This is a genomic window from Neorhizobium alkalisoli (assembly GCF_007829835.1).
GTDB lineage: Bacteria > Pseudomonadota > Alphaproteobacteria > Rhizobiales > Rhizobiaceae > Neorhizobium.
Genome location: NZ_VIWP01000002.1, coordinates 716,675 through 738,232, shown reverse-complemented (window position 1 = coordinate 738,232; position 21,558 = coordinate 716,675). Strand labels below are relative to the sequence as shown.

At 59.9% G+C, this 21,558-nt stretch carries 26 protein-coding genes; 16 read left to right on the top strand and 10 right to left on the bottom strand.

What is annotated here, in order from left to right; all coding sequences use genetic code 11:
- The first annotated feature begins 31 nt into the window (after positions 1-31).
- The 4 genes from FHW37_RS09430 (at position 32) to FHW37_RS09415 (ending at position 1,278) form a co-directional block, all read left to right on the top strand.
- Positions 32-247 carry a CopG family transcriptional regulator gene (locus FHW37_RS09430; RefSeq protein WP_145635357.1) on the top strand — a complete coding sequence of 72 codons (216 nt, stop codon included), beginning with the start codon at positions 32-34 and terminating at the stop codon, positions 245-247.
- Positions 241-618, top strand: a complete 378-nt coding sequence (locus FHW37_RS09425; RefSeq protein ID WP_246690713.1) for a type II toxin-antitoxin system VapC family toxin — start codon at positions 241-243, stop codon at positions 616-618. Before FHW37_RS09430 ends, FHW37_RS09425 begins: the two co-directional genes overlap by 7 nt.
- A gap of 82 nt (positions 619-700) precedes the next feature.
- Positions 701-982, top strand: a complete 282-nt coding sequence (locus FHW37_RS09420; protein WP_145635356.1) for a YlcI/YnfO family protein — start codon at positions 701-703, stop codon at positions 980-982.
- Complete coding sequence (locus FHW37_RS09415) at positions 979-1,278, top strand: type II toxin-antitoxin system RelE/ParE family toxin (protein ID WP_145635354.1); 300 nt, start codon at positions 979-981, stop codon at positions 1,276-1,278. Before FHW37_RS09420 ends, FHW37_RS09415 begins: the two co-directional genes overlap by 4 nt.
- A 9-nt stretch (positions 1,279-1,287) precedes the next feature.
- Here the strand turns inward: FHW37_RS09415 and betA are convergent, their stop codons facing one another.
- On the bottom strand, positions 1,288-2,937 hold the full coding sequence (gene betA, locus FHW37_RS09410; RefSeq protein ID WP_145635352.1) for a choline dehydrogenase: 1,650 nt from the start codon (positions 2,935-2,937) through the stop codon (positions 1,288-1,290).
- A 91-nt stretch (positions 2,938-3,028) separates the two neighbouring features.
- On the opposite strand from betA, the gene FHW37_RS09405 reads away from it, so the two are divergent.
- Together FHW37_RS09405 and FHW37_RS09400 are read left to right on the top strand one after the other, a co-directional pair.
- Positions 3,029-3,268, top strand: coding sequence for a type II toxin-antitoxin system RelE family toxin (locus FHW37_RS09405; protein ID WP_145635350.1), 240 nt, complete (start codon positions 3,029-3,031; stop codon positions 3,266-3,268).
- Between the two features lie 9 nt (positions 3,269-3,277).
- Entirely contained in the window at positions 3,278-3,643 is a 366-nt protein-coding gene (locus FHW37_RS09400; RefSeq protein ID WP_145635347.1) for a helix-turn-helix domain-containing protein, read from the top strand.
- An 8-nt stretch (positions 3,644-3,651) separates the two neighbouring features.
- Here FHW37_RS09400 and betB read toward each other — a convergent pair whose 3' ends face one another.
- Entirely contained in the window at positions 3,652-5,115 is a 1,464-nt protein-coding gene (betB, locus tag FHW37_RS09395) for a betaine-aldehyde dehydrogenase (protein ID WP_145635345.1), read from the bottom strand.
- Positions 5,116-5,117: 2 nt separating this feature from the next.
- Positions 5,118-6,635 (bottom strand): choline-sulfatase, encoded by a 1,518-nt coding sequence (betC, locus tag FHW37_RS09390; RefSeq protein WP_145635343.1) that lies wholly within the window; start codon positions 6,633-6,635, stop codon positions 5,118-5,120.
- Positions 6,636-6,769: 134 nt separating this feature from the next.
- Between betC and FHW37_RS09385 the strand changes: the two genes are divergently transcribed.
- The 4 genes from FHW37_RS09385 (at position 6,770) to FHW37_RS09370 (ending at position 10,733) form a co-directional block, all read left to right on the top strand.
- Positions 6,770-7,078, top strand: coding sequence for a HigA family addiction module antitoxin (locus tag FHW37_RS09385; protein WP_145635341.1), 309 nt, complete (start codon positions 6,770-6,772; stop codon positions 7,076-7,078).
- A gap of 209 nt (positions 7,079-7,287) precedes the next feature.
- The gene (locus FHW37_RS09380) at positions 7,288-9,090 is read left to right on the top strand and encodes a bifunctional diguanylate cyclase/phosphodiesterase (RefSeq protein WP_145635339.1); all 1,803 of its coding nucleotides are present in this window, start codon (positions 7,288-7,290) and stop codon (positions 9,088-9,090) included.
- 163 nt (positions 9,091-9,253) lie between these two features.
- Positions 9,254-9,622 carry a hypothetical protein gene (locus FHW37_RS09375; RefSeq protein ID WP_145635337.1) on the top strand — a complete coding sequence of 123 codons (369 nt, stop codon included), beginning with the start codon at positions 9,254-9,256 and terminating at the stop codon, positions 9,620-9,622.
- 112 nt (positions 9,623-9,734) lie between these two features.
- Positions 9,735-10,733 (top strand): NAD(P)H-quinone oxidoreductase, encoded by a 999-nt coding sequence (locus FHW37_RS09370; protein WP_186458198.1) that lies wholly within the window; start codon positions 9,735-9,737, stop codon positions 10,731-10,733.
- Positions 10,734-10,810: 77 nt separating this feature from the next.
- On the opposite strand, the gene FHW37_RS09365 is transcribed toward FHW37_RS09370, so the two are convergent.
- Positions 10,811-11,398, bottom strand: coding sequence for a hypothetical protein (locus FHW37_RS09365; RefSeq protein WP_145635334.1), 588 nt, complete (start codon positions 11,396-11,398; stop codon positions 10,811-10,813).
- A complete protein-coding gene (locus FHW37_RS09360; RefSeq protein WP_145635332.1) occupies positions 11,395-12,624 on the bottom strand; it encodes a YcxB family protein in 1,230 nt (409 codons plus the stop codon). Before FHW37_RS09360 ends, FHW37_RS09365 begins: the two co-directional genes overlap by 4 nt.
- 691 nt (positions 12,625-13,315) lie before the next feature.
- Here FHW37_RS09360 and FHW37_RS09355 point away from each other — a divergent pair.
- Positions 13,316-13,462, top strand: coding sequence for a DUF1127 domain-containing protein (locus FHW37_RS09355; RefSeq protein ID WP_145635330.1), 147 nt, complete (start codon positions 13,316-13,318; stop codon positions 13,460-13,462).
- A 73-nt stretch (positions 13,463-13,535) separates the two neighbouring features.
- On the opposite strand, the gene FHW37_RS09350 is transcribed toward FHW37_RS09355, so the two are convergent.
- A complete protein-coding gene (locus FHW37_RS09350; protein ID WP_145635328.1) occupies positions 13,536-14,276 on the bottom strand; it encodes a DUF3750 domain-containing protein in 741 nt (246 codons plus the stop codon).
- 113 nt (positions 14,277-14,389) lie between these two features.
- On the opposite strand from FHW37_RS09350, the gene FHW37_RS09345 reads away from it, so the two are divergent.
- Positions 14,390-15,397, top strand: coding sequence for an asparaginase (locus tag FHW37_RS09345; RefSeq protein ID WP_145635326.1), 1,008 nt, complete (start codon positions 14,390-14,392; stop codon positions 15,395-15,397).
- Between the two features lie 9 nt (positions 15,398-15,406).
- Here the strand turns inward: FHW37_RS09345 and FHW37_RS09340 are convergent, their stop codons facing one another.
- A complete protein-coding gene (locus tag FHW37_RS09340) occupies positions 15,407-16,162 on the bottom strand; it encodes a DeoR/GlpR family DNA-binding transcription regulator (RefSeq protein ID WP_145635324.1) in 756 nt (251 codons plus the stop codon).
- A 125-nt stretch (positions 16,163-16,287) separates the two neighbouring features.
- On the opposite strand from FHW37_RS09340, the gene FHW37_RS09335 reads away from it, so the two are divergent.
- Both FHW37_RS09335 and FHW37_RS09330 read left to right on the top strand, forming a co-directional pair.
- Positions 16,288-16,647, top strand: coding sequence for a DUF4406 domain-containing protein (locus FHW37_RS09335; protein WP_145635321.1), 360 nt, complete (start codon positions 16,288-16,290; stop codon positions 16,645-16,647).
- Positions 16,648-16,727: 80 nt separating this feature from the next.
- Positions 16,728-17,357, top strand: coding sequence for a glutathione S-transferase family protein (locus FHW37_RS09330; RefSeq protein WP_145635319.1), 630 nt, complete (start codon positions 16,728-16,730; stop codon positions 17,355-17,357).
- An 18-nt stretch (positions 17,358-17,375) separates the two neighbouring features.
- Here FHW37_RS09330 and FHW37_RS09325 read toward each other — a convergent pair whose 3' ends face one another.
- On the bottom strand, positions 17,376-17,582 hold the full coding sequence (locus tag FHW37_RS09325) for a hypothetical protein (protein WP_145635317.1): 207 nt from the start codon (positions 17,580-17,582) through the stop codon (positions 17,376-17,378).
- Between the two features lie 101 nt (positions 17,583-17,683).
- On the opposite strand from FHW37_RS09325, the gene FHW37_RS09320 reads away from it, so the two are divergent.
- Positions 17,684-18,577: a LysR substrate-binding domain-containing protein gene (locus FHW37_RS09320; RefSeq protein ID WP_145635316.1), complete on the top strand. Its 894-nt coding sequence runs from the start codon at positions 17,684-17,686 to the stop codon at positions 18,575-18,577.
- A gap of 33 nt (positions 18,578-18,610) precedes the next feature.
- On the opposite strand, the gene FHW37_RS09310 is transcribed toward FHW37_RS09320, so the two are convergent.
- Positions 18,611-19,270, bottom strand: a complete 660-nt coding sequence (locus FHW37_RS09310; RefSeq protein ID WP_145635314.1) for a glutathione S-transferase family protein — start codon at positions 19,268-19,270, stop codon at positions 18,611-18,613.
- Positions 19,271-19,415: 145 nt separating this feature from the next.
- Here FHW37_RS09310 and FHW37_RS09305 point away from each other — a divergent pair, with 145 nt between their 5' ends.
- Entirely contained in the window at positions 19,416-19,742 is a 327-nt protein-coding gene (locus tag FHW37_RS09305; protein WP_145635312.1) for a ribbon-helix-helix domain-containing protein, read from the top strand.
- Between the two features lie 331 nt (positions 19,743-20,073).
- Here the strand turns inward: FHW37_RS09305 and FHW37_RS09295 are convergent, their stop codons facing one another.
- Complete coding sequence (locus FHW37_RS09295; protein WP_145635307.1) at positions 20,074-21,444, bottom strand: TIGR03808 family TAT-translocated repetitive protein; 1,371 nt, start codon at positions 21,442-21,444, stop codon at positions 20,074-20,076.
- Between the last annotated feature and the right edge of the window lie 114 nt (positions 21,445-21,558).

The window sequence follows — 21,558 nt, the reverse complement described above, 5'->3', positions numbered from 1 at the left end:
TTCTTGGCTCGCGATTGCCATGGAGATTGTCTTGCGGACCCTTGTCGAATTGCCTGAAGCGGAGATCGAGGCGTTGGACCGCCTGGCTCAGGCAGAAAACACGTCCCGCGAGTTGCTGATCGAGCGCGCTGTACGAGCCCTTCTGGACAAGAACGATAGACAGGCCAAGATTGATGCCTACGGTCTATGGGGAAATCGCACGATCGACGGCCTCGAATTCCAGAAAAAAGTTCGTGGAGAATGGTGATCGATCAGGTGCTGTTCGACACCAATATCATCATCGACTATCTGAATTCGATACCCGAGGGCCGTGAAGAGTTTGAGCGATACGACCGGCCCAGCATCAGCATCGTGACGTGGATGGAGGTCTTGGTGGGTGCGCCGCCTGATCTTGCGGCGGCGACACGCGCATTCCTCGATACGCTGAATATCGTTCATCTCGACGCGGCCGTTGCCGACAGGGCTGTTTCACTTCGGCAGCATTACAAAATAAGGTTGCCCGATGCCATCATCTGGGCCAGCGCCGATATTCATTCGATGCTGCTGGTCACCAGGAACACGAAGGATTTTCCAGTCGGTCTGCCGGGTATTCGGATTCCTTATGTCCTGCGTCACTGAGTGAACGGCCTCAATAGTCCCTTGCCAGGCGATTGCGATAGGCGCATCCTTGCATCGCAATTGCAACGCATGGAGCGATGATATGAAAACTGCGACCATTCCCTCTCTGCGTGTCGACCCGAAACTGCGTGCCGCTGCCGAAAGCGTGCTGAAGGAGGGCGAGACGCTGTCGGCATTTGTCGAGGATTCCGTCAAGCGCCAGGTGCATTTCCGGAAGACGCAGGCGGAATTCATCGCGCGGGGGCTGGCATCCCTGGAAAAAGCCGAGCAAACCGGGCGGTACCACACTTCAGAAGATGTGTTGAACATGCTGGAAGCCAAGCTTGCCGCAGCCAAGGCTGCGCGTTCGGCAACAAAGAAATGAGCTATCGAATCCGGTATACGGATGAAGCGATCGAAGATTTCGATCGGCTCTATGATTATCTGATTGCCTACGATATCGACCTCGCCGAACGTGCTCTGGCCAAAATCCGGGATGCGATCAAATTGCTTGAGCAATTTCCCTTTTCTTGCCGGAAAGCTTCAGAAGACAGCCCGCTGCTTCGCGAACTGGTCGTCCCGTTTGGCGCGTCGGGTTACGTAGTCCTTTTTCGTATCGATGGCAGCGATATTGTCTCCGTTGCAGCCATCCGCCATCAGCGCGAAGACGATTACCACTGACCGTCCCGACTACCGATCACTCACCATCGCCCGCGGATTGACCCAGGGCTCCTGGTTGCTGCGCGGCAGCGGCTGCTTTCCGAGAATGTGATCCGCAGCCTTCTCGCCGGTCATGATCGACGGGCCGTTGAGATTGCCATAGGTGACATGCGGGAAGATCGAGGAATCCGCGACGCGCAATCCCTCCACGCCAATCACCCGGCATTCCGGATCGACGACCGCCATCGGATCGTCCTTGGCTCCCATGCGGCAGGTGCCGCAGGGATGGTACGCGCTTTCCAGATGTTCGCGCAGGAAGGCGTCGATCTCTTCGTCCGACTGCACCTTTTCACCGGGCTGGATTTCCGGGCCGCGATACTCGTCAAACGCCTTCTGGGCAAAGATCTCGCGGGTCAGGCGCACGCAGTGGCGGAATTTGATCCAGTCTTCCTCATGGCTCATATAGTTGAAGTTCAGCACCGGTTCGGCCGCCGGATCGGCCGAACGCAGCGTAACGGAACCCCGCGATTTCGACAGGTTGTAGCCGACATGCACCTGGAACCCGTGGCTCTTGGCCGCCGCCTTGCCGTCATAGGAGATCGCGACGGGCAGGAAATGAAACTGGATGTCAGGCTGTTTCAGCCCGGCTTCCGAGCGCAAAAAGGCGCAGGCCTCGAACTGGTTGGAAGCACCGAGCCCGCCCTTGGTCATCAGCCACTGGGCGCCGGCCACGCCCTGCCAGAACCAGGGCAGCCAGGAATAAAGCGAGACCGGTTTTGTCGAGACTTGCTGGAAATAGAATTCCATATGGTCCTGCAGATTGGCGCCGACGCCCGGCCGGTCTGCCACCACGTCGACCCCCATCTTCTTCAGATGCGCCGCAGGCCCGATGCCGGACAACATCAGCAGTTTTGGCGAATTGAAGGATGAGGCCGCGACGATGACTTCCCGGTTCGCTTTAATAACTTCGGTGACACCCTTGCGCAGGATTTCAACACCGGTCGCCCGGCCGTTCTCGATCACCACCTTATTGGCGAAACCATAGACGATCTCGACATTCGGGCGTTTCAGGGCAGGCCTTAGATAGGCATTGGCGGCGGACCAGCGACGACCATTGTGGATCGTCTGCTCCATCAGCCCAAAACCTTCCTGCTTGGAGCCGTTATAATCCTCGGTCAGCTCGAAGCCTGCCTGGGAACCGGCCTGGATGAAGGCGTGAAAGAGCGGATTGGTCACCGGCCCGCGCCGCACATGCAAAGGCCCATCCGTGCCGCGCCAGCCCTGTTCGCCACCATGCGAATGTTCCATGCGCTTGAAATAGGGCAGCACGTCCGCATAGGCCCAGCCGCTCGCGCCGAGCTCTTCCCAACGATTGTAATCCTCCGCATGGCCGCGGACATAAACGAGGCCATTGATCGATGATGACCCGCCGATCACTTTGCCGCGCGGCGCGGTGATGCGGCGATTGTTGAGCCTCGGTTCAGGCTCGGAAAGATAACCCCAATTGTAGCGTTTCATGCTCATCGGCCAGGCAAGAGCGCCCGGCATCTGGATGAATGGCCCGATATCCGTGCCGCCCGCCTCGATGACGATCACCGAATTTTTGCCGTCCTCCGACAGGCGATAGGCCATGGCGGATCCTGCCGACCCGGAACCGATGATGACGAAATCTGCCTGCATGATTGTTCCCGTAGGTTTCTTATGTGCTACTATAGGGTGTGTTTCTGATCGCTATTTGCGGTGGTCAATTGTATCGCTGGGGGCTATATTCATGAAGCTTGTGCAGTATACGAGAGCCGCCCGGAAAGAGCTGGAACGAATGCAGCCAAAGCGGCGCGCTGCTATCCGAAGTAAAGTTGATTCCTTCGCACGCGGCGATAAGGTCGATGTGAAAAAACTCAAAGGCAGCGGGCTCGTTCGAATTCGAGTCGGAGACGATCGTGTCATCATCGATGAGCAGACGGCCTTGGTTGTGGTTGTCGAAGTCGGCCCACGCGGAAGCGTCTATTAGGAGGAAGACATGGGGCAGTTGCAGAAAACCGTGATCGACGGTCAGTCTTATGTTCTGGTTCCTGAAGAGGAATACGAGGATTTGCTCGACACCATCCACGCACAGCGTGTGATGGAGCGTGTTAGAGCGGGCGAGGAAACGTGGCCTGCTGAGCTTGTCTATGAATTGTGGGAAACCGACAGCCGCATCCGCACCTATCGCACCTATCGCAAAATGTCGGTCGCGGAACTTGCCGCAGCCGCCGACATATCCGAACTTGAACTCTCCGAGATCGAGGCCGGCAAGAAGACTGGCTCGGTGGACGTGCTGCAGCGCATCGCCAAGGCGCTCAGGATCGATCTGGATGATCTCGTCTTCGAGGTCGAGCCGGACTGATCCCATCCTCAATACGGCGCCTCGACCTTGCCCATGCCGACATAAACCGTCTTCAGCTCGGAATAATGCGAAAGCGCTGCAAGCGAATTTTCGCGCCCGAAACCGGACTGCTTCGAGCCGCCAAAGGGGATTTCCACCGGGCAGAGATTGTAGGTGTTGATCCACAAAGTCCCGGCTTCCAGCTGATCGACGACACGATGAGCGCGGGAAATATCGGCGGTAAAGACCCCGGCCGAAAGGCCGAATTCGGTGGCATTGGCCCGCGCGATCACCTCTTCCTCACCCTCGAAATCGAGCACGCACATGACCGGCCCAAAGATCTCTTCGCGGGCGATGGTCATCTCGTCGGTCACGTCGGCAAACACGGTCGGCTGGATGTAATAGCCTTCACCGGTCACATGGTTCGGCAGGCCGCCGCCAGTCAGGAGCGTCGCGCCCTCGGCCTTGCCCTTGTCGATATAGGCCAAAACCTTCTGGCGTTGGTCGAAGGAAACCATCGGCCCCATCTGCGTTGCCTCGTCCAGCGGTTCGCCGATGACGATGTTTTCGGTGCGGGTTTTGAGGCGGGAGAGGAATTCCTGCTTTATCTTCTTCTGCACGAAGACGCGCGTGCCGTTGGAGCAGACCTGGCCGGTCGAATAGAAATTGCCGAGCATGGCGCCGCCGATCGCCGAGTCGATATCGGCATCGTCGAACACGATCAGTGGCGACTTGCCGCCGAGCTCCATCGTCACATGTTTCAGATTGCCGGCAGCCGCCGCTGCCACCTTGCGGCCGGTCGGCACCGAGCCGGTCAGCGACACTTTTGCGACATCGGGATGGTTGACGAGCAGCGGCCCGGTCGTCCGGTCGCCCTGGATGACATTGTAAAGCCCCTTCGGCAGGCCGGCTTCGATCAGGATTTCGGCGATCTTCAGAGCACCGAGCGGCGTGTTTTCGGAGGGCTTGAAGACCATGGCATTGCCGGCGGCAAGGGCAGGGGCGCCCTTCCAGCAGGCGATCTGCTGCGGATAGTTCCAGGCGCCGATGCCGACGCAGACGCCGAGCGGCACCCGCTTCGTATAGGCAAAATCGCCGCCGAGCGGGATATATTCGCCGTTCATGCCGGCTGCGATAACGCCGCCGAAAAATTCAAAGCTGTCGGCGCCGGAAGTGGGGTCGGCGACGATCGTTTCCTGGATCGGCTTGCCGGTATCGAGCGTTTCAAGCTCGGAAAGCTCGCGGTTGCGTTGGCGCATGATTTCGGCGGCACGTTTCAGGATACGGCCGCGCGCGGTCGGGCTCATCGCGGCCCATTCCGGCTGGGCGCGCTTGGCGGCGGCAATGGCGCGCTCGACGATGGCGGGCGTCGCGGCATGCAGCCTTGCAATCACTTCGCCGGTTGCCGGATAAAGGCTTTCGATCACGGTGCCGTCGGTATCCTCGACATATTCGCCGTCGATGAAATGGCTGGCAATAGGCTGGGCTCTCATGGTCATTCTCCGCGCGGATAGCGCTTGCTTTCCTCGAGATTGTCGAGGTTCATGTGATTGCGCATGTAGCGCTCGGATGCCCTTTGCAAGGGCTGATGATCCCAGGGGTAATAGGCGCCGTTTCGGAGCGCCTCGTAAACCACCCAGCGGCGCGCCTGGCTTTCGCGAACGGCGGCGTCAAAGGCGCCCATATCCCAGCGGTCTTCCCGCTTTTTGCGGAACATGGCCACGACCTCGGCGAAATCCGGATCGTCTGCCAGGTTCTTCAGTTCGTGCGGATCGCTTTCCAGATCATAGAGCTGGTCCGGATCGAGCATGCAATGGATATATTTCCACTTGCCCTCGCGAATGCCGACCAGCGGCGCATAGGAGGCTTCGGCGGCATATTCCATCAGAACCGGCGTCGTGCGCGTGGCGCCGTCGATGACGGGCTTCAGGCTCTCGCCATCCGTCCAGGGCGCGATCTCGGCCATGGAAATGCCGGCGAGGTCGCAGAGCGTCGGGGTGATGTCGAGATTGGAAACGGGTACGGTGTGGAGGTGAGGGGTGACGCCTGGGCCTGCGACCATCAGCGGCACGCGCGCCGAACCCTCGAAGAAGTTCATCTTGAACCACAATCCGCGCTCGCCCAGCATATCGCCATGGTCGGAGCAGAACAGGATCAGTGTGTCGTCCAGCTGGCGGGTGCGGGTCAGCGTGTCGATCAGCTCGCCGACCTTTTCGTCGATATAGGAAATGTTGGCGAAATAGGCGCGGCGCGAACGGCGGACATTGTCTTCGGAAATGTCGAAGGCGGCATAATCGCAGGATTTGAGAATGCGGGCAGAATGCGGATCCTGCTCGTCGAGCATGCCGATTTCCGGCACCAGGTGCTCGCAATCCTCATAAAGATCCCAGAATTTTTTCCGGGCCACATAGGGGTCGTGCGGATGGGTGAAGGAAACCGTCAGCGCCCACGGCCGCCGGTCCGCATCGTCCCGCTCGCGTGACAGGTGATAGATCTTCTGGTTGGCGAGGAAGGCGACCTCGTCATCATATTCCATCTGGTTGCTGATTTCGGCGACACCGGCGCCGGTAACCGAGCCCATGTTGTGATACCACCAGTCGATCCGCTCGCCCGGCTTGCGGTAATCCGGCGTCCAGCCGAAATCGGCCGGGTAGATATCGGTCGTCAGCCGCTCCTCGAAGCCATGCATCTGGTCCGGCCCGACGAAATGCATCTTTCCGGACAGCGCCGTGTAATATCCGGCGCGGCGCAGGTGATGCGCATAGGTCGGGATCGAGGAGACATATTCGGCGGCATTGTCATAAACCTGCGTCCGGCTCGGCAATTGCCCGGCCATGAACGAGGCCCGCGCCGGGGCGCAGAGCGGCGAGGACGTGTAATTGTTTTGAAACCGCGCCGAACGGGCGGCGAGCGCCTTCAGATGAGGCGCATGCAGCCAGTCCGCCGGGCCATCCGGAAACAGCGTGCCGTTCAGCTGGTCGACCATGATGATGAGAATATTCGGGCGGGCCATGGCTGCTCGGCTTTCTTACGATCGGAACTCGGTTAGAGTGAGTTATTTTCGATCGCATCCGCAATCAAGAAACGATTGCGAACCATACTATCCAAAAAGCGCGGCATAACCCTTTGAAGCAGGTGAGGTGCAGCATGCTGATGACACCGCGCAAGCCGGCCACGGTCGGTGAGATCCTTATAGAGGAATTCATGGAGCCGATGAAGCTGACGCAATCGGTACTCGCCGAGGCGATGGGCGTGCCGCGCAAGCATGTCAACGAACTCTGCAACGACCGGCGCGGCATGACCGTGCCGACGGCGCTCATCTTGGCGCGGGTTTTTGGCAATAGTGCGGATTTCTGGCTGAACATCCAGCGGCGCAGCGATCTCTGGCAGGCCATGCACGACCCGAAGGAGCAGGAGCGCATCGGCCGCGCCAAGCCGATTATTCAGGCGGCCTGAATGCCGATGAAGCGGTGCGTCTGGATCGCGTCTTCCTGGCTGCTGTAGGTCGTGCTGACTGACTTTATAAGCAATTGTAATAAAAAGAGAATCTGATGTCGTCAAAGTTTCATAGAACTGTCATTTGCCAGAAAGGGAATCTTGACGATTGACCGCCAAGGTACCGGCCTAATTCTTAAAGGCCATTGCGCATTGGAGTAGGTCAAGTCATGTCGTCAGCGGCCATTCTGGAACCCGGCGTCTTCCGTCGTTATGCGAGCGATCAGCTGATTGCCCTCGGAAAACTGGTTCTCGAAAACGCTTTTCAGCCCATTGTCGAAGTCGCCACCGGTTCGGTCTTCGGTTATGAATCACTCCTGCGCGGTCATGAGCGCCTCGGTTTTTCCTCGCCGCTCGAACTGCTCGATCAGGCGCAGGATGGTGGACAGCTTCTCGCTCTCGAGCAGATGATGGCGGCACGGGCCTTGGCGAAATTCGCCAGCCTGCCGGATTTCTCCTCCTCGACGCTGTTCCTCAATCTCGATGTGCGGCTGATCCAGGACGGCCACCATTTCCTCGAAAAGATCGTCCAGCACCTGCGCCAGGCCGGCATTGCGCCGTCTTCCGTCTGTTTCGAGCTGTCCGAGCGTTTCGACAATACCAGCGTGCCGCAATTCGCCGAGCTGGTCACCGCCATGCGCAAGGCGGGTTTCAAGCTGGCCATCGACGATTTCGGCGTCGGCCATGGCGAAATGAAACTGCTCTGCGACTACCCGATCGATTACCTGAAGATCGACCGCCATTTCGTTTCGGGCGTCGATTCCGATCCGCGCAAGCGGCATCTGTTCAAGAGCATCGTCAACATTGCCCATGTTCTCGGTATCCGCGTGATTGCCGAGGGCATCGAGACCGAAGCGGAATTTTTGACCTGCCGCGATAACGGCGTCGATCTGGTCCAGGGCTGGTTCATCGCCCGGCCTACCACTTTTATCAACGAGCTGCAGACCTCGTTTTCCTATCTCGCCGATATCGGCCGTTCGCGCCGTTCCAGCCAGTCGCTCGACGAGATCCTCATCCGAAAGCAGATCGAACACCTGCCGACGGTTTATGAAAACGAGAGCATCGACAGCATCTTTGAACTCTTCCGCCGCAATCCGCGCCAGGCCTTTTTTCCGGTCCTGAATGCCAATGGCGAGCCGCGCGGCGTCATTAACGAATATCACCTGAAGGAATATATCTATCAGCCCTTCGGCCGCGATCTGTTGAAGAACAAGGTCTATGAGCGCTCGATCTCGCATTTCGTCGAACGCGCACCGATCATCGGTCTTGATGCCGAGGCGGAAGAGCTGATGAGCCTGTTTGCCAATATGGAAAACAGTGCCTGCGTCATCCTCACCGAGAACATGCGTTATGCCGGCGTCGTCTCTGCGGCATCGCTCATCAAGGTCGTCAACGAAAAGCAGCTGAAGATCGCCCAGGACCAGAACCCGCTGACGGGCCTGCCGGGCAATCACGCCATCCGCGATTTCATGCGCGAGGCCGGCCGTGACGACGATCAGCCGCGTTTCTTCTGTTATTGCGACTTCGACAATTTCAAGCCGTTCAACGACCATTACGGGTTCCACATGGGCGACCATGCGATCTCGCTGTTTGCGGCCCTGATGAAGCGTTATTTCTTCTCCGACGAACATTTCCTCGGCCATGTCGGCGGCGATGATTTCTTCATCGGCGTGCGCGACTGGAGCCAGGAAGAACTGTCGGAAATCCTCGAGCGCCTGCTGTCGGATTTCCATGACGACGCGATCGAGCTTTATTCGGAAGAAGAGCGCCTGGCCGGAAAGATCCGCGGCCATGACCGTGCCGGCCTTGAACGGGATTTCCCGCTCCTGCGCTGCTCGATCGGTGTCGTCGAACTGCCGCAGGGCCTCGTTCTCGATGACGTCGCCCGCATCGGCTCGGAAATCGCCGCCGTCAAGGCTGCGGCCAAGGAAAGCGAAGACGGCCTCGTCTTTGCCACCTTCGGCGACCGCTAATCGTCTGACCCCAGTAACCGGGCCTCTGTGAAAAGGCCCGGATAAAAACCGCCGGCAGTTGTTGAAATGCCGGCCGGCCGGGCTATCTGCCTCAAGGACATGCCGTCAATCGATCCCAATCCCGCGGTTCCCCTGAACTGCGCTATCTGAGGTCTGGTATTCCATGAGCAGGTTTTTTCCGATCCTTCTCCTGTCCGTGTCATGGGCGCTTCCCGCTGCAGCCGAGGTTCAGTTCAAGGCAGGCGATTTCGTAAAACAGGTCAAGCACTGGGATTCGGACAGCAACCGCATCCTTGCCGGTGCCGATGAGGGCGAGGCAGAGGGGTGCTGGCAGGTCCTGAAGGTCGGTAGCGCCGATGTCGAGCTCAAGCTTGTTAGCGGCGTCTTCAAGCCATGGTGGGCCGATGAGCCGATCGCGATCGGCAATACGGATACCTGGTTCGACAGCGACGGTTACAAGGAGGCCAATCCAAAGCATCCGCCCCTGTCCCAGATCGGCGCCACCTTCGCGACCGTGCCGTCCTGCGGCTGAAATCCGCGCTCCGGTTTCACCGAGACAAAATGACCACGCGGCCGAACGTCGCCTTTTAACCGGCAAGGGACTGTCCTAAGTCAGTGAACAATTGCTGAGAGGAGAGCCTTCAATGACCTTACCCGCAACCATGCGCTACATTGACCTGCCGTCCTTTGGTGCGCCGGATGTGATGACGGCCGCCACCGGGCCGCTGCCGAGCGTCCGTCCGGGCGAAATCCTCGTCAGGGTCGAGGCGGCAGGCATCAACCGGCCGGATGTGCAGCAGCGCAAGGGTGCTTATCCGCCGCCGAAGGATGCAAGTCCGATCCTCGGGCTCGAAATCGCCGGTGAAGTTGTTGCTCTCGGGGAGGGCGTGTCCACCTTCAAGATCGGCGACAAGGTCTGCGCGCTTGCGAATGGCGGCGGTTATGCCGAATATTGCGCCGTGCCGGCCGGTCAGGCGCTGTTCTGGCCGAAGGGCTATGACGCTGTGAAGGCCGCTGCCCTGCCGGAAACCTTCTTCACCGTCTGGGCCAATCTCTTCCAGATGGCAGGCCTTACCGAAGGCGAAAGCGTCCTCATCCATGGTGGTTCCAGCGGTATCGGCACGACCGCGATCCAGCTTGCCAAGGCGTTTGGGGCAACGGTTTACGCCACGGCCGGCTCCCGCGAAAAATGCGAGGCCTGCGAAAAGCTCGGCGCCAAGCGCGGCATCGACTACAGAAAAGAAGATTTTGCCGAGGTGATCAAGGCCGAGACCGGCGGCAAGGGCGTCGATGCGGTGCTGGACATGATCGGCGCCGATTATCTCGAAAAGAACCTCTCCATCCTCGCCAAGGACGGTTGCCTGTCGATCATCGCCTTCCTCGGTGGCAATGTCGCCGAAAAGGTCAACCTGACGCCGATCATGGTCAAGCGCCTGACGGTGACCGGATCGACCATGCGCCCGCGCACGGCAGATGAAAAACAGGCGATCCGCGACGATCTTCTGGCGGAAGTCTGGCCGCTGCTCGAGAAGGGCGAAGTCGCGCCCGTCATCCACGCGGTCCTGCCGTTTGCCGAGGTCGCCGAGGCGCACCGGCTGATGGAGGAAAGCAATCATATCGGCAAGATCATCCTGACGATCTGATTGCCCTTGCAAGCTCCGACGATCTTCCCCTGGCCAAGGTCGCGCATAGGGGAGGTCGTCTCCAGAACCTCGTCGCCTCAATCCTCGTCGCGCCGAAAACTCTTCATCATCTCCATCGCACCCTGATGGCGGATCTCGCCGGTTTCGCAGGTCTTGCAGATGGCAAGGATCTCGAAACCGTCGATAAAAGTCTGGGCGAACAGGCCGGATTTCATGTTGTGGCGGGCATCGGTCTCGACCACCTGCCAGTCGCGTGTACCGATCGTCATCGGCCCGAGCATCTTTCTGAATTCCGCATCCTTGCTGGTGGCGTTTCTTACCGCGCGGAGGCGAAAATAGCGGTCGAGCGGGTCGGCATAAAGTGCAGCCAGGCTTGCCGCGTCACCGCCTTGCGTGCCGGATCTCTGCGCCGGCATCCTGAAATGGCAGGTCTCCTGCGTTTTCTGACAACGCGCGCTTTCGCAAACGAGATTGACGGAAAGCTGCCCCTTGTCGCCGCGGCGCGTATCACGCCGGTTCGCGACCACCCATCCGGCCGGCAGGGTGAAGGAAATGCCGTCATCCAGGGTGATTTCGGTCGGCGCTTCCGATTGCACGTCCTGTGCAATCGAAGCCGTGGCCGCCAGCAGCTGGATCAACACGGCGGCAAGGGACACGCGTTTCATGCGGCGGCTCCTTCGGTTGTAAGCGGCTTTCCGGCACGCTCACGAAACAGCGTCTCGACCTCAGGCAGCGTGCCGGGTGGCAGGGCGCTTTTCGGATAGGCCATAACCGCGCCCATGCGGAAGGTGATCAGGATATGCTGGTCGGTGAACCGGAAAGCACGGATCGTCGGCCAGGGCAGAAACTGCCGGTCCGTCAGATTGTCGTTCCAGATGCCTTTTTCGCCGAATACGGCAATGCCGCGGCCAAAGCCAGTTTCCATCATTTTCGAAGCGAAATAACCGGCATTCCACCGCTGCAGCCAGGGCTGCGCCAACATCAAAGCCGTAACCGCGCCAAGCCCCCATGCGGCCGGGATCCAGAATGTCGTCGCAAACAGTTCAAGATAAAGCGGCCAGGTCAGCGCCAGGGGCAGGCGGTCCGGGTCGACAAGCCAGCCGACCAGATAGAAGGCGGGCATCAGAAGAACGGAGCAAAGGGCGAGCGTGAGATAGGTCTTGCGCCGCCGATAGCGCCAGCCCGGCGCATTCGCAATCTCGAGCATTGCAGCCACGAGCTCGGGTTTTTCCGGTGCGAATTCCTGCGTGCGCAGGATTTCCCGGCCGGCAAGGCCCGCCTGCGCTTTCGGCCTTTCGTCGACAGGGCCCTTGTCGCGCAGGCCGTTCCAGCGGCGCACGGCCTCGATCTCCTGCGGCGTCAGCTGCTGTTTGGGGATGACGATATTCATCTCCTGCATCGGCATGAACAGGCAGAGCCAGCGCTCGTCCTCGAAAAATGCGATTTCCGGCCGCCAGGGCAAAAACCGCACTTCGCCGCTCGTCTCCCTGGTGGAAATGCCTTCGCCGTCGAAAACGATCGTTATCCCGCGCTCACCTTCCTCGCCGGTGCGCCGCAGATGTGCCCGGTAACCCGACCGTTTGCGGGCTTCTGCCCCGCGCGAAAGGAGATACAGCACGGCGCTTGCGGCCATCAGCAGGATCAGCGTCGGCAGGACGCTCATGAGGTCGAATTCCGCGAGAAACCGCGAAAAGCCCTGAGCCTTGATCTCGTCAAACCAGATCGCCCCGAAGGCGAGTGCGGCGACGAGCCATGTCCAGATCAGGGCATGTGTCCACGACTTGCCCTCCTTCTTCACGCCGTAGGAGCGCATCTGCAGGATATAGGCCTGCGCCTTGTCATCGAGCGTCTGGATAACGGTGATCGAAAGCGGCGGTTCTAGCAGGGTCATCTCCCTGCCGGCTTCTGAGGGGCTGGTCTCGTCTCTGCGGATTGTCGGCAGCTTCACGGGCAAACCTGTCGTAAAAATCGGACGCAATATGCGGTCGATCTAGCGCAGCGGTTGCGGATGTCCAGTTGTGAAAATCAGCCCAGAGCGGGCCGGAATGCGGAACGGGCAGTCGGCCATATCCGGCGAGCGTGCGAATGGTAACGCAACCGCATGAGATAGCAACTCAATTACATGCGCGACCGTTTACATAACTTGCCTTGCAGGGAAAGCGGATCGCTCCTACCTTTTAGTCATCGTCAACGTAGTGAAAGGAAGGTGATCCAATGTCTAATGAGATTTCGGTCTGTGTAACGGGCAATGGAAAGGTGGCGGTCTTGACGGGGCAACCCTCGGCCTGAACCTCACTTTCCTTCGGACTGTCGCGAAGACGGCCCGGGTTCGTTCAACCGGACCAAACTCATGGAAGGGTCGCCTCGTGCGGCCCTTTTCCGTTTCCGGCATTCCCTTTCAGTTCCTCCATCCGCTTTCCTTGATCCATGTCACGATGACCCATGCAAAGAACGCATGGGTGAGGTGAAAAGCCAGCGCTTTTGGTTCAGAAATAGGCAGAGTATATAAGGGTCATCGAAGACAGAGAGGGCGCCAAACAGCTGGCCGCCAAGACTTCGAAAACCCAGGAAAGGGGACCATCATGACCATTACACGCACTCTGAACAACTGGCGCAAGTACCGTCAGACGGTTGCCGAACTGGGCCGTATGACCTCGCGTGAACTCAATGACCTCGGTATCGAACGCAACGATATCCGCCGCGTCGCACGCGCCGCCGTCGGCTTCTGATCGCAATCTGATCATCTTGTCTGCAAACGCTCGCATCCCTGCGGGCGTTTTGCGTTTTATGCATGGCTGACCCTCAAATCCCGATCCGCCCGACCGCCGGCACCTTGATGCCGGGATTTGCGAGATCGAGGCCGGCGACCAGACCGAGGACATGCAGCTCAAAACCGCTGCGAACGCCGGCGGAAAAGCCGATCAGGCCGCGGATCGTCACATGCAGGTCGCGGCCATCCTCGTCGAGATGCACGAATTCGCCGTTTGGCAGATAGTCGCGCCCCACAGCATGTGGCGGCAGCACGGCGCCGAGCTCCGGCAAGGTGCGCAGGACATAGGCGACGAAAGTGTTTGAGTTCGGCCCGGGCCAGATCGTGTAGCCACCGGGCTCCGCATAAGGATAGGCGGCGATCGCGCCCTCGACCTTGTTGGGGATCAGCAGTTCCGCCTTTGAGCCGGTGATCTTCGTGACCAGCTGCGGCGGATTGGAATACCAGTAGGCATCCGGTTCCCGGTGGTTGCGGCGGATCGGGCTGCCCCAGCCGACCTTGTCGTAGCGCGTATAGGCTTTTGCGCCCTTTTCCTTGAAGACGATCCAGGCATGGCTCGCGACCGAGCCCTTCAGGCCGCCGGTCATTGCCGAAAACACGTAAATTGCTGCGTCGGGCGCGTCTTCCGGCTTCGGCAGAATGCCGGCGGAAGACCATCTTGCCGCGCTCCAGCCTGACGGGTGATCGCGCATCGCCCACAATCCGGCCGAAGCGAAGGTCGGCACGAGGTAGATGATGAAGATGACGAGCAATAATCGTTTTACCGCTTTCATAAGCATTCCTGTGCAACTTAAGCGCAAACCGGTTATGAAGGCCGCCACCGGGGCAGCTTCAGGGCCGCTCATGCTTGAAACATCCATTGAAGCCAGACAATTCAGGACTGACCATGCAAAATCCCGTGACCGTTGAAGTGACCCGCGGCAATCTCGTCGAAAGCCGCCATCGCGGCCTTGGCGTGGTGGTCGATGCAAGCGGCAAGACCGTGTTTTCCTTCGGTGATGCAGAGGCGGGCGTTTTTCCGCGCTCGTCCTGCAAGGCCATGCAGGCGCTGCCGCTGATGGAAAGCGGCGCTGCCGATGCCTATGGTTTCGGCAACAAGGAGCTGGCCTTTTCCTGCGCCTCGCATTCCGGCGAAGACGTGCATGTCGCGATGGCGTCTTCGATGCTGGCAAAGGCGGGCCAGGATGTTTCCGCCCTTGAATGCGGCGCCCATTGGTCGTCCGAGCAGAGCGCGCTGATCCATCAGGCGCACACGATCACCGCGCCGACCGCCCTGCACAACAACTGCTCCGGCAAACATTCCGGCTTCGTCTGCGCCTGCGTTCACAGTGGCACGCAGCTGAAAGGTTATGTCGGTTACGAACATCCGCTGCAGCAGGAAATCCGCGGCATCATGGAAAGCCTGACCGGCGCCGTGTTGGCCGAAGACAATTGCGGCACCGACGGCTGCTCCATCCCGACCTATGCCGTGCCGCTCAAGGGCCTGGCCCATGGTTTTGCAAAAATGCTGACCGGTCAGGGCCTCGAGCCCGTCCGTGCAAAAGCCTCGCGCCGGCTGATCGAGGCCTGCATGGCCGAACCCTTCTACGTTGCCGGCACCAACCGCGCCTGCACGAAGCTGATGCAGGTCGCGCCGGGCAAGATTTTTGCCAAGACCGGCGCCGAAGGCGTCTTCGTCGCAGCCCTTCCCGAGCAGGGCCTCGCCATGGCGGTGAAATGCGAAGACGGCACGACCCGCGCCGCCGAAGCGATGATCTTTGCGCTGATCGCCCGTTATTTCGAAAAGGGCAGCGAAACGCAGGAAACCCTGATGGGCATGGCCAACCGCACGATGAAGAACTGGAACGGTCTTCGCGTCGGCGATATCCGCGTGACCGACGCGATGTTTGCCTGATCCAGACGATCAGACTTCCACGATAGAAAGCCTGAGCGCCCGGTAGGGCGCCAGGCGTTCTTCGCCGATCCCGCTTTGCACGATCATGCACGAAAGTTCCGTCACCGGCATGATCGTGTGCGGCGAAACGGCGTCGATCTTTTCCTCCGTCAGCAGGGTGATCGTCTCCGCCGAACAGGTGGCGATATGGCGCTTGATCGCCGCTTCCTCGAAATCGCCGGTCGAAAGCCCGCGGGCAGGGTGGGCGGCGGTCACGCCGAGAAAAAAGATGTCGGGCCGCATCAGGCTGATCTGCGCCATCGCCGCGGCACCCGTTGCCACCATCGAATGTTTGTAGATTTTTCCGCCGATCAGGATCACCTCGGCCGCCGAAAAATGCTCCAGTTCCGCCGCGATCGTCGGGCTGTGGGTGATAGCGGTAAAGCCAAGGTCGCGCGGGATCGCCCGAACGATCTCGGCCGTCGAGGTGCCACCATCGAAAAACACCGTCTGGCCGGGCTTTATCATCGCCGCCGCCGTTGATCCCAGCCGCTTTTTGGCATCGGAAGAAATCGTCCGTCGCGCCGAAAAATCCGGCAGGTCCGGCGAAAGCGGCATCGCGCCACCATGCACCCGCTTCAAAAGCCCTTCCGCCGCCATCTCGCGCAGATCGCGGCGGATCGTGTCTTCCGACAGCGACCATTCCTCCGCCACGTCCTTGGCGATGATCTGGCCCTGGGCGCGCAGTCGGTCGAGAATGAGGGCCTTGCGTTGTGTCGTCAGCATGTCTTGACTCTGCATGAAATTGCACGAATAGTTATGAATATGCCCGAATTGATGCTGAGATACAATTCAATTCGGGCAATATCGTGTAATTCCGTGATGATTGCGGACGTTTTTTGGAGGATGACATGCTGATACTGATCGCCGGCCCTTACCGTTCCGGCACCGGTGACGACCCGGAAAAGATGGCCGCTAACCTTAAGCGGCTGGAAGAGCCCTCGCACGCTTTGTTCAAGGCAGGACACCTGCCGATGATCGGCGAATGGGTGGCTATGCCGGTCTGGCATGCGGCGGGTGGCAAGGAAGTGGGTGACGACCTCTATGAAGAGATTTTTCACCCGACGGCCGGGCGCCTTTTGCAGCTCTGCGACGGGGTTTTGCGCCTGCCCGGTGCCTCCAAGGGGGCCGATAACGATGTGAAGATCGCAACCGAGCGCGGCATTCCGGTCTGGTACCGGCTGGAGGATGTGCCCGGCATCGCCGCCTGATTTTCGAATGGGCGGGATATGGACTTCACCGTCATGGCCATCGTGCTAAAACCCTTCCATCAATGGAGAGGCCCCACACGATGACCGAATTGAAACTCTATATCTCGCCCGGCTCCTGCTCGCGCGCCAGCCATATCGCGCTGGCCGAAACGGGCCTGCCTTACACCGTCTCGCGCGTAAAATTTGCCGAAGGCGAGCAGCGTTCGGAAGCCTATCTGAAGATCAATCCGAAAGGCCGCGTGCCGGCTCTGGTGACGGACAAGGGCGTGCTGACGGAAACCGTGGCGCTGCTGGCCTATATCGCTGCACTGGCCCCGGCAAAGGCACTGGCGCCGCTGGACGATCCGTTCCGTTTTGCCGAAATGCAGGCCTTCAACGCCTATCTGGCCTCGACAGTCCACGTCAATCACGCCCATGGCCGCCGCGGCGCGCGCTGGGCGAATGAAGAAACGTCGATCGCCGACATGAAGCAAAAGGTGCCGCAGACGATGCGCGACTGCTTTGCTCTGATCGAGAACGGCTATCTCACCGGCCCCTATGTGCTGGGCTCGACCTATTCGGTTGCCGATGCCTATCTGTTCGTCATGACCGGCTGGCTGAAGGAAGATATCGGCAGTCTTGACGATTTTCCGCGCGCCAAGGCGCATTACGATCTCATCGCCGGCCGCCCGGCCGTGCAGCAGGTGCTTGCAGAAGAACAGGCCGCCTGAGTTTTCAGCGGTTTGCGCTCAGGCGCATTTCGCAAACACGACCGGCGGCGAGGGCCGCAGGCTCGCCTTCGCCGCCGGGCGATAGAAGGCCTCGGGGAAGGGCAGATCCGCCAGCTGGCGCAGGGTCATCTCTCTGAGATCAGGGTGGAGAAGCGGATCGTCGCTTGCGACGGATGGGGCGGTCAGTGCCTGCCTCAGGCTCAAGAAAAACTTGAATGGTGTCATATATCACCTTTGCAAATAAGAGTTCATTTGCAGGGTTCATATGGGCGTGCGGGCCACAATTTTCAATTGAGTTCTCAAAGGCGAGCCTTTAGAATATCTATATGAACAACCTCAATCTCGTGCATCTGAACGGGCTGCGTGCGCTAGAGGCGGTGGGCCGTCTCGGCTCGCTGCAGGCCGCGGCAGACGAGCTTGGCGTTTCCGTCGGCGCCGTCAGCCAGCAGGTCATCAAGGCCGAGGCGCAGCTCGGCCAGACCGTGTTTCACCGCATGCCGCGCGGCATGGTGCCGGTCGATGCAGCCCGCCCGATGCTTTTGCGCCTGAGTGACGGCTTTCACTCGCTTTCCGAAGCCGTCGGCATCGGCCGCCGGCGGGATGACAGCCTTCTCACCATCTCGGTCGCGCCCGTCTTTGCCGCGCGTTTCCTCGTGCACCGGCTGGACCGTTTTTCAGCACTCCATCCCGATATCCGCCTCAGGATCGAGGCCACTTCGTCGCTGGCGGATCTCGCCACGGATGGCGTCGATCTCGGCATTCGCGTCGGCCTCGGCAAATGGCCGGGCGTCGATGCCCAGCCGCTCCTGCCGCAGCTCGTCTTTCCCGTCTGCGCGCCGTCACTGGCGAAACGCCTGAAAAAGCCGGCCGACATCTTTGACCTGCCCGTGATCGTCGATGGCCAGGCAATGTTTTCCTGGGATGTCTGGCTGAAGGCGGCGGGTGTCGAGCCGCGGCCGGTCAATGTCCGGCATGTCTTCAACGAGGCCTCGCTCTACCTCGATGCGGCAATTGCCGGCAGCGGCGTGATGCTCGCCTGGCAGACACTGGCCGCCTATGCGCTGGGGGAGGGGCGGCTGGTCGAACCCTTCGGCATCCGTGCGGCAACCGGGTTCGGACATTATTTCGTCACCCGCAGCAGCATCCGCCCGCCGGCCAAGGTGAAAGCCTTTCACCAATGGCTGACCGGCGAACTTGCCGAATTTCAGGAGCCCCGCTGAACCGTTCCAGCGAGGCCCGCTCTTTTTAGAAAATCACGCCGGCTCGGCGTTGCGCTTGTCCCACATGGCCTTGAAGCCGGGGCGGGCCTGGCATTTTTCCAGCCATGCCTTCAGTGCCGGACGTTCGTCGAGAAGCGGCGCATAACCTTGCGCATAACGGACGATTTCCGCGACATTGACGTCGGCTGCCGTGAACCGGTCACCCAGCACATAGGCATTGGCCGCAAAATGCTTTTCGAGCACGTCGAGCGGGCGCTTCAGGAGGCGGGCGGACACGGCGATATCGGCCTTGCCTTCTTCCGTATCCTGCTTGCCGCCGGCGATCGTTGCCGAAATCTTCAGGGCCGGCGTCTCGATGCTGGTTGCCGCAAACAGCGACCACTGCATCATCAGCGCTTCTTCCTGAATATCCTTGGGCCCAAGTTCGCCGCCATATTTGCGGGCGAGATAGACGCTGATGGCAAGCGATTCATGCAGAACGAAACCGTCATCGTCGATCGAGGGAACCGAGCCCATCGGGTTGACGCCGAGAAATTCCGGCGACAGCGTGTTGACGGGGCAACCCGGCGCCATCGGCTCGGCCAGCCGGTAGGCCTGGATGACCGGTACGTGTTCGAACGTCAGTCCCATCTCTTCCGCAAGCCAGAGCGGCCGCGTCGCGCGCGAGCGATAGACACCGTAGATTTTCAGCATGGAAGTCTCCCCGTGAATGAATGCGCGGCAACCTATGGCGCGCCGCGGCAAAACGGAAGCGTCTGGCGCGTTGGACGGTGATCAAAGTTTTTGATAGGATTTGGCCTGTCGATTTCCTTCTGTGGATCTTGAGAGGCGCGTTCTCATGACCAGTACACAGTCGCTTGTCATAACCTTACCGACCGAACTTGCGGAGATGGTAAGGGCGAAGGTGGCTTCCGGTGAATATGCGTCGGAAAGCGATGTTATTCAGGCCGCGTTGCTGAAGCTCTTTTTTCCCGACGATACCGAGGTGGATCCGGATGATCTGGAAATCGAGAAATGGCTGCGTGAACAGGTGGCACCCACTTTTGACGAGATGCAAGCTCATCCCGAACGCGGACTCACTCTCGATCAGATCAATGCTCGCCTCGATGAGCGGATCGACATGCTGATGGAGGAGGAGAAGTCGGGGAAGGCGGTTCGTCAATGATATGTTGGGCTTGATGGATTGTGATGGAGGGTGCTGCTGATCTGCCAGAGCGAGTGGACTATCTTCTGATGCTGGAGATTAACCACTCTTGAGGATTGGTAGCGGACGGCGCCCCAATTACCTCATCCCTGTGCTTGTCACAGGGATCCAGCAGCGTCGCGTCTGCGACGCAGAGAGACTCCTTTCAGCCCAAGGACTTGGGCTGGCTGGATTCCTGTGACAAGCACAGGAATGAGGAGAGGAGGCTGAAACCGGTGCCAATAAGGCCCGTACCTTACTGCATAGTCCCGCCCAAAGGTGGAGAGCCTTTGGGAGCCGACCCAACGTTCGCTCACCCCACCCGGTTCATCTCGATCGTCAGATTGGCAAACTGCTTGCTGCCATTGCCAAGTTCCCCAGTCGCGGCCGCCTTCCAGCGATGACCGATCACGCCGCCATTGCGGCAGGCCTGGAACAGGTTGTTTGTAATGACCGCATTGCCGGCCCCTTCGACGACGCTGACCGCGCAGCCGATCCCGGCCTCTCGAACAATGTTGCCGTTCGCGACCAGGTTTCGCAGATAAGGCCCGAACCCGAGCGCCAGCCCCCAGAGCGGGACGCCTTCCACCACATTGCCGGTGATCGCCGCATCCGCCTCGGCCGAAATGCCGACGCCGAAAATCGCCTCGTCGAGCTTGTAAGGGCCGGTCGCAGACAGGTTGCGGACGATATTGTTGGCGATCGTTGCCAGCCTGCCGCCCTCGTTGAAATTGACGACGGAAATGCCGTTCGCGGCGCCATCGACGATATTGCCCGACACCATCGCCCCCTCGAAGGCGAATTCCGCATAGATTGCCGTCTCGCCCGAGCCAAAACACTGGTTGTTGGCGATCTGGGCGTTGGAGGCGCTGTTGGCGCGGATCGCCGAAAAGGCCGACCGGGTAATGTGGTTGCCGCTCACCATCACATTGTCGGCGCGAAACAGGTTGATCGCATTGCCATACTGGCCGGTGCCGCCGCGGGTCGCACCGATATTGGAGAGCCGGTTGCCGGTGACGATCGTGCCATCCTCGGCCTTGGTCCAGCGATGGATGAGAATGCCGCCATTGCCGCAATCGGAGACGCTATTGCCGGTCACCGAAAGCCCGCGGCTCTCGACCGCGTAGAGACCATATTCGGCAGCGCCGGAGATCTGGCACCGTTCGATCCGCCCGCCGCAGCGTTCAAGCTGCAGGCCGGTCTTGCGCGAACCGGAAATCTCGCAATTGTCGAGGTAAAGATCATCGACGCCAAGGAAATGCAGGAGCGCCGGGTTCTGGTCGTCGAGCCAGCGCTGGGCGCCATCGATCACGAGATTGGAAAGCTCGATCCGCTTCGCGCCGTCCGCCCGCATCAGAAAACCGTCGCCGGAATAGACGATCCGCGAGGCGCCCGCGACGCCGACGATGCGGGTATTGTCCGGCAGATCGAGGCCCGAAACCTGGTAATTGCCGGGCGGCAGATAGACCGGCATGTTCTGCGCGGCCGCCTTCTTGATCACATCGGCAAGCTTGCGGCTCGCCTTGTCACCGCCATCCGGCGTTACGCCATGGTCGCGCGCATCGATCGAACCGCGCAGGTCGACGGTGGCGATTCGTGCCGGCGCGGCCGTGGCAGCAAGCGGCAACAGGCCTGCAGCACCGCCTGTTGCGATCAGTCCAAGGATCTTTCGTCTCGAAATCATCCACATCTCTCCTTGGCGGTTTAACAGGCATTTTCCATGCCACAGCTTTTGCATTGTTTCGGCACGGGTGGGCTCAACATAGTTGGGATCGCGTCCTCCTCCATCTTGGAAATG